We start from the raw sequence: 6,306 nt of genomic DNA, 5'->3' as shown, positions 1-6,306 counted from the left end.
ACCCCCGGGGACCAGCGCGCCGCCCGCGGCGCCACCCGCCCCGGCGACCGGATCTTCCTCGGGCTCTCCCGCGGGTCCGGCATCCTGGTGCTGGTCATCATGGCCGCCATCGCGGCCTTCCTCACCTACCGCGCCACCCTCGCGATCAGCGAGGACGAGGCCAACTTCTTCACCACCTTCGAGTGGAACCCGAGCGGCGTCCCGGCCGAGTTCGGCATCGCGGTCCTGGCCTTCGGCACCGTCGTGTCGTCGATCATCGCCATGATCATCGCGGTCCCGGTCGCGGTCGGCATCGCCCTGTTCATCACGCACTACGCGCCGCGCGCGCTGGGCGGCCCGATCTCCTATGTGATCGACCTGCTCGCCGCCGTGCCCTCGATCGTCTACGGCCTGTGGGGCGCGCTCGTCCTCGTGCCGCACCTGAACGGGCTCTACGGCTGGCTGGACCAGTACCTCGGCTGGACCGGGATCCTGGAGTGGAACGGCGGCGCGCCGCGCTCGCTGTTCACCGTGGGCATCCTGCTCGCGATCATGATCCTGCCGATCATCACCAACGTCAGCCGTGAGGTCTTCCGGCAGGTCCCGCGCATGCACGAGGAGGCCGCCCTGGCCCTCGGCGCCACGCGCTGGGAGGTCATCCGGATGTCGGTGATCCCCTTCGGCCGCTCCGGCGTCATCTCCGCCTCGATGCTCGGCCTCGGCCGCGCGCTCGGCGAGACCATGGCCGTCGCGATGGTCCTCTCGCCGACCTTCGACATCAGCCCCAGCCTGCTCGACCCGGGCGGCGGCACCTTCGCGCAGAACATCGCCAGCAAGTTCAACGAGGCGACCGTGATGGGCCAGGACGCGCTGATCGCCTCCGGCCTGGTGCTGTTCGTCATCACCCTGGCGGTCAACGGCGCGGCCCGCATGATCATCGCCCGCCGCAAGGAGTACTCGGGGGCCAACGCATGAGCCACGCAACCCTTACCCCCAAGAGCCGCGGTTCCCTGCGCGGCGCGACCCTGCCCAAGTGGTTCCCCTGGGCGGTCGCCGGCGGCTCGGTCCTCGCCGGCCTGGGCATCAGCGCCGCGGCCGGGCTGAACAGCAGCATCCAGTGGGCGCTGATCGCCGCGGTGCTCTTCGTCGCCGGCTCGTACGGCATCTCGGCGCGCGTCGAGGGCGTGCGCCAGGCCAAGGACCGGGTGGCGACCAGCATGGTCTGGGTCGCCTTCCTGCTGGCGCTGATCCCGCTGCTCTCCCTGATCTGGGAGACCGTGAAGCAGGGTGTGAAGGTCCTCGACGGCTACTTCCTGAGCCACTCGATGGGCGTGGTCGCCGACAGCGAGCCCGGCGGCGGCATCTACCACGCCATCCTCGGCACCCTGGAGCAGGTCGGCCTCGCCACCCTGTTCTCCGTGCCGATCGGCGTGCTCACCGCGATCTACCTGGTCGAGTACGGCCGTGGCCGGCTCGCCAAGGCCGTCACCTTCTTCGTCGACGTCATGACGGGCATCCCGTCGATCGTCGCGGGTCTGTTCGTCCTCAGCCTGTGGGTCCTGATCCTCGACATGGGCCCGTCCGGCATCGCCGGTTCCTTCGCCCTGTGCATCCTGATGATCCCGGTGGTCGTCCGGTCCACCGAGGAGATGCTCAAGCTCGTCCCGAACGAGCTGCGCGAGGCGTCGCTCGCCCTGGGCGTGCCCAAGTGGCGCACGATCCTCAAGGTGGTCCTGCCGACGTCGATCGGCGGCATCGTCACCGGCGTCATGCTGGCCGTCGCCCGCATCACCGGCGAGACGGCCCCCGTGCTGCTGCTGGTCTGGGGCACCGACTTCATCAACGCGAACCCGTTCCAGGATCCGCAGGAGTCGCTGCCGATGTACATCTACCTCCAGTACAGCGCGGGCTCCGACCCTGCCTACGACCGTGCCTGGGCGGCGGCCCTGACGCTCATCGCGTTCATCATGATCCTCAACCTGGCGGCCCGCGGCATCGCGCGCTGGAAGGCACCGAAGACGGGTCGCTGACGCGACCGGCGGAAACAGTCAGCGACCTGACCCGAGAGAAGCAGTGATACCCATGGCCAAGCGCATAGATGTCAGCGGCCTCAACGCCTACTACAGCTCCTTCCTGGCCATCGAGGACATCTCGATGACCGTCGAGCCCCGCTCCGTGACGGCCTTCATCGGCCCGTCCGGCTGCGGCAAGTCCACCTTCCTGCGCACGCTCAACCGCATGCACGAGGTCACCCCGGGCGGCCGGGTGGACGGCAAGGTCATGCTGGACGACGAGAACCTCTACGGCACCGGCATCGACCCGGTCGCCGTGCGCCGCGAGGTCGGCATGGTCTTCCAGCGCCCGAACCCGTTCCCGACGATGTCGGTCTACGACAACGTGGCGGCCGGCCTGCGCCTCAACGGCAAGTACAAGAAGTCGCACCTGGACGACGTCGTCGAGAAGTCCCTGCGGGGCGCCAACCTCTGGAACGAGGTCAAGGACCGCCTGAACAAGCCGGGCTCCGGGCTCTCCGGCGGCCAGCAGCAGCGCCTGTGCATCGCGCGGGCGATCGCGGTCGAGCCGAACGTCCTGCTCATGGACGAGCCCTGCTCCGCCCTCGACCCGATCTCCACCCTCGCGATCGAGGACCTGATCGGCGAGCTGAAGGAGCGCTTCACGATCGTCATCGTGACGCACAACATGCAGCAGGCGGCGCGCGTCTCCGACCGCACGGCGTTCTTCAACCTGGCGGCCGTCGGCCAGCCCGGCAAGCTGATCGAGATCGACGACACGGAGCGCATCTTCTCCAACCCGTCGGTCCAGGCCACGGAGGACTACATCTCCGGCCGCTTCGGCTAGCCACGCCTCCCGATCCCCTCGCGGTGCTGCATGGCGGTGCCACCGCGAGGAGCACAAGGGCCCGCCCCCGACAACGGGGGCGGGCCCTTCCAGCTTTCACGCCCTACAGGAACAGGAGATTCACCAGCCAGAACGACACCGCGGCCACCACAGCGGCGGCCGGCATGGTGATGAACCAGCCCATGATGATGTTGCGCGCGACGCCCCAGCGCACGGCGTTCACCCGCTTCGTGGCCCCGACACCCATGATCGACGACGTGATGACGTGCGTCGTGGAGATCGGCGCGTGGAACAGGAACGCCGACCCGAACATGATCGACGCACCGGTCGTCTCCGCGGCGAACCCCTGCGGCGGATCCAGCTCGATGATCTTGCGTCCCAGGGTCCGCATGATCCGCCAGCCACCGGCGTACGTCCCCGCGGACAGCATCAGCGCACAGGCGATCTTCACCCACACCGGGATCGGGTCGCCGTAGTCCTCGACATCGGCGATGACCAGCGCCATCACCACGATGCCCATCGTCTTCTGGGCGTCCTGCAGACCGTGCCCCAGCGCCATGCCCGCCGCCGACACCGTCTGCGCGATCCGGAAACCGCGCTTCGCCTTGTGCGGGTTGGCCCGCCGGAAGATCCACATGATCGCGGTCATCACCAGATAACCGGAGACCAGGCCGATGACCGGCGACAGGAACATGGGGATGACGATCTTGTCGACGACCCCGTGCCAGTACACGGTCGTGCTCCCGGCGAGCGCGGCCCCCACCATGCCGCCGAACAGCGCGTGCGACGACGAGGACGGCAGACCGAAGTACCAGGTGATGAGGTTCCAGACGATCGCGCCCACGAGCGCGGCGAAGAGGATCCCCATCCCCTTCGAGCCCTCGGGCGTCTCGATCAGCCCCTCGCTGACGGTCTTGGCGACCCCGGAGCCCATGAACGCGCCGGCCAGGTTCATGACGGCGGCCATCGCGAGCGCCGCCCGGGGCGTCAGCGCGCGCGTCGACACGGACGTCGCGATCGCGTTCGCCGAGTCGTGGAAGCCGTTGGTGTACGTGAAGAAGAGCGCGACCCCGATGGTCACGACCAGAGCGAAGGTGTCCATGAAGAGGTCAGGACTCCTTGACGGCGATGGTCTCCACCGTGTTCGCCACGTGCTCGAAGGCGTCGGCCGCTTCCTCCAGCACATCCACGATCTGCTTGAGCTTCAGCACCTCTATTGCCTCGTAGGTGCCGTTGAAGAGGTGGGCGAGCAGCTTGCGGTGGATCTGGTCGGCCTGGTTCTCCAGGCGGTTGACCTCGATCCAGTACTCGGTGAGGTTGTCCATGGTGCGCAGGTTCGGCATGGCCTCGGCGGTCAGCTCGGCGGCCCGCGCCAGCACCTCGATCTGCTGCTCGACGCCCTTGGGCAGTTCCTCGACGTTGTAGAGGACGACCAGGTCGACGGCCTCCTCCATGAAGTCCATGATGTCGTCGAGGGACGACGCGAGGTTGTAGATGTCCTCGCGGTCGAAGGGCGTGATGAACGAGGAGTTCAGCTGGTGGAAGATCGCGTGCGTGGCGTCGTCACCCGCGTGTTCGGCGGCCCGCATACGCTCGGCGATCTCGGCCCGGGCGGATGCGTCCGCCCCGAGCAGTTCCATCAGGAGTTTCGAGCCCGTGACGATGTTGTCCGCAGAGGCGGCGAACATGTCGTAGAAGCTCGTCTCCCTGGGGGTCAGACGAAAGCGCACGTGGGGTCCTCGGGGTGCATGGGTTTCGGTCAGGCTGATGCTAGGCGCATCATCCGGCCACGGCTAACGGGCCGTCCCCCAGTGTCGCCCATCAGGCAGAGTGATGAGCAGGGGGGCGACGTCGGGGCTCTGCGAAGGGCCCCTTACCCGGGAAAGTTCGTTACCATATACCCGTCAGGGGTATATGTCCGCAATCCCCTGGATACCCCGGATCCGACGAAATCCAGCAGGAGGGCGCGATGACGACCACCGAGGCCGGCGCGGGTGCGCCCTCCGCCGCCGTGGAACAGGTGGAGACGGACGGCACGGAGATCGTGACGGACCACGACCGCGGCGTGCACGGCTACCACAAGCAGAAGGACGAACACCTCAAACGCCTTCGCCGCATCGAGGGCCAGATCCGCGGCCTGCAGCGCATGGTCGACGAGGACGTCTACTGCATCGACATACTCACCCAGGTCTCGGCCTCGACGAAGGCCCTCCAGTCCTTCGCGCTGCAGCTCCTGGAGGAGCATCTGCGCCACTGCGTCGCCGACGCGGCGGTCAAGGGCGGCGCCGAGATCGACGCGAAGGTGGAAGAGGCGACGAAGGCCATCGGCCGGCTACTGCGCACGTGAGCGTTCCTCGGCCACGCGCAGCACCTCGTCGATGCTCTCGAGGCTGAGCCGCTCCCGGGCTGCGGACGCCGCGATGATCAGCTCACCGCACAGCTCGATCTCGGCGAGGGCCACGTGGTCCTGAACCGCCGTGCCGCCGACCGGAGCCACACCCGTCACCTCGTCTCTGCCGTCACCGGCTTCCTAGAGTAGGGAGCGGCCTACGCACCGCGCATGGCACGGAAGGGCTAGTTCTTGCCGTCCGCCGCCTCATCCGCGGCCCCGGCCGCCGCCTCACCGGGCTCCGCCGCGATCCGGCCGGCGTAGATGTCCCGCTCCTCGGGCAGCCGTACGCGGACGGCGGTGCCGAAGCCGAAGAGCAGCGTCGTCGAGGCCACGGCCACGGTGCCCTCCTCGCGCCCGTTGACGAAGCTGAAGCGCTGCCGGAGCTTGCGGATGCGCCCCTCGTCGTCCAGGTAGGCGTCGAACGGCACCTCGGCGGTGGCGAACCCCTCGGCCGCCACGGCCAGCGCCTTCTTGTTGCCGTCCGAGGCACCGCGGGCCGCCGCCGCGAGATCGGCGGTCCCCCGGTAGTGCCGCACCGCGGTCCCCGCGACCTCGGTGCGCTCCACGAACGTCGCCCGGTGCGTGCCGCGCAGCACCTCGGCGGCGGCGAAGGGGTCCGTCGCCCCGCCGGTCACCAGGTTCCCGTCGGACAGCGAGGCGGTGTCGACCCGCACCCACTTGTCGTCGGGCACTCCGGCGCCGCGGTTCTTCATGAACAGCGCGCCCGGCGCGAGCAGTTCGGTGATCGGCCGATGCTCACTCGTCCCCGCCGGGTCCTGCGGCAGCCGCACCTTGAGCCGCCCGAGCCGCTCCTCGAAGTCGTACTCACCTTCGCCGCGGATGGTCACCCGCGTCCCGCCGCTGGCCATCTCCATCGCGGTGCGCGCCTTGGCGCTCCCGGAGGCCACCAGCCGGTCGGCGGCCTGGTGCAGCACGGCGACCGGATCACCGCCGTCCGCCCCCTGCGCGGTGGACCCCGGCCCGGAGCACGCGGCACCGGTCAGACACACGCAGACGACACTCCCGGCCAGGGCGAGCCCACCGCCCGCCCCGGTCCTGCCCCGTCGCTCCCTCTC

At 69.0% G+C, this 6,306-nt stretch carries 8 protein-coding genes; 4 read left to right on the top strand and 4 right to left on the bottom strand.

Annotated features, from left to right (window positions below; genetic code table 11):
* The 3 genes from pstC to pstB all read left to right on the top strand — a co-directional run.
* Window positions 1-954 (top strand): phosphate ABC transporter permease subunit PstC (gene pstC / locus DMH12_RS36475; protein ID WP_260474475.1); only part of this gene is annotated, 954 nt, incomplete at its 5' end.
* On the top strand, window positions 951-2,009 hold the full coding sequence (gene pstA, locus DMH12_RS36470; protein ID WP_125495586.1) for a phosphate ABC transporter permease PstA: 1,059 nt from the start codon (window positions 951-953) through the stop codon (window positions 2,007-2,009). The genes pstC and pstA, both read left to right, overlap by 4 nt.
* A gap of 52 nt (window positions 2,010-2,061) precedes the next feature.
* Entirely contained in the window at window positions 2,062-2,838 is a 777-nt protein-coding gene (gene pstB, locus DMH12_RS36465) for a phosphate ABC transporter ATP-binding protein PstB (protein ID WP_125495585.1), read from the top strand.
* Between the two features lie 103 nt (window positions 2,839-2,941).
* Here the strand turns inward: pstB and pitH are convergent, their stop codons facing one another.
* The gene (gene pitH / locus DMH12_RS36460; RefSeq protein ID WP_125495584.1) at window positions 2,942-3,940 is read right to left on the bottom strand and encodes a low-affinity phosphate transporter PitH; all 999 of its coding nucleotides are present in this window, start codon (window positions 3,938-3,940) and stop codon (window positions 2,942-2,944) included.
* 7 nt (window positions 3,941-3,947) lie between these two features.
* Window positions 3,948-4,568 carry a DUF47 domain-containing protein gene (locus tag DMH12_RS36455; protein ID WP_122621147.1) on the bottom strand — a complete coding sequence of 207 codons (621 nt, stop codon included), beginning with the start codon at window positions 4,566-4,568 and terminating at the stop codon, window positions 3,948-3,950.
* A 239-nt stretch (window positions 4,569-4,807) separates the two neighbouring features.
* Between DMH12_RS36455 and DMH12_RS36450 the strand changes: the two genes are divergently transcribed.
* On the top strand, window positions 4,808-5,185 hold the full coding sequence (locus DMH12_RS36450) for a metal-sensitive transcriptional regulator (protein WP_125495583.1): 378 nt from the start codon (window positions 4,808-4,810) through the stop codon (window positions 5,183-5,185).
* Here DMH12_RS36450 and DMH12_RS39370 read toward each other — a convergent pair.
* Together DMH12_RS39370 and DMH12_RS36445 are read right to left on the bottom strand one after the other, a co-directional pair.
* Window positions 5,171-5,335: a hypothetical protein gene (locus DMH12_RS39370; RefSeq protein WP_007451049.1), complete on the bottom strand. Its 165-nt coding sequence runs from the start codon at window positions 5,333-5,335 to the stop codon at window positions 5,171-5,173. The genes DMH12_RS36450 and DMH12_RS39370 overlap by 15 nt on opposite strands.
* Window positions 5,336-5,412: 77 nt before the next feature.
* Window positions 5,413-6,306 (bottom strand): hypothetical protein (locus tag DMH12_RS36445; protein WP_260474474.1); only part of this gene is annotated, 894 nt, incomplete at its 5' end.

The organism is Streptomyces sp. WAC 04229 (assembly GCF_003947455.1).
In the GTDB taxonomy this organism is placed as follows: domain Bacteria; phylum Actinomycetota; class Actinomycetes; order Streptomycetales; family Streptomycetaceae; genus Streptomyces.
The sequence above is the reverse complement of the archived record's forward strand: the minus strand, read 5'-3'. Positions and strand labels throughout refer to the sequence as shown.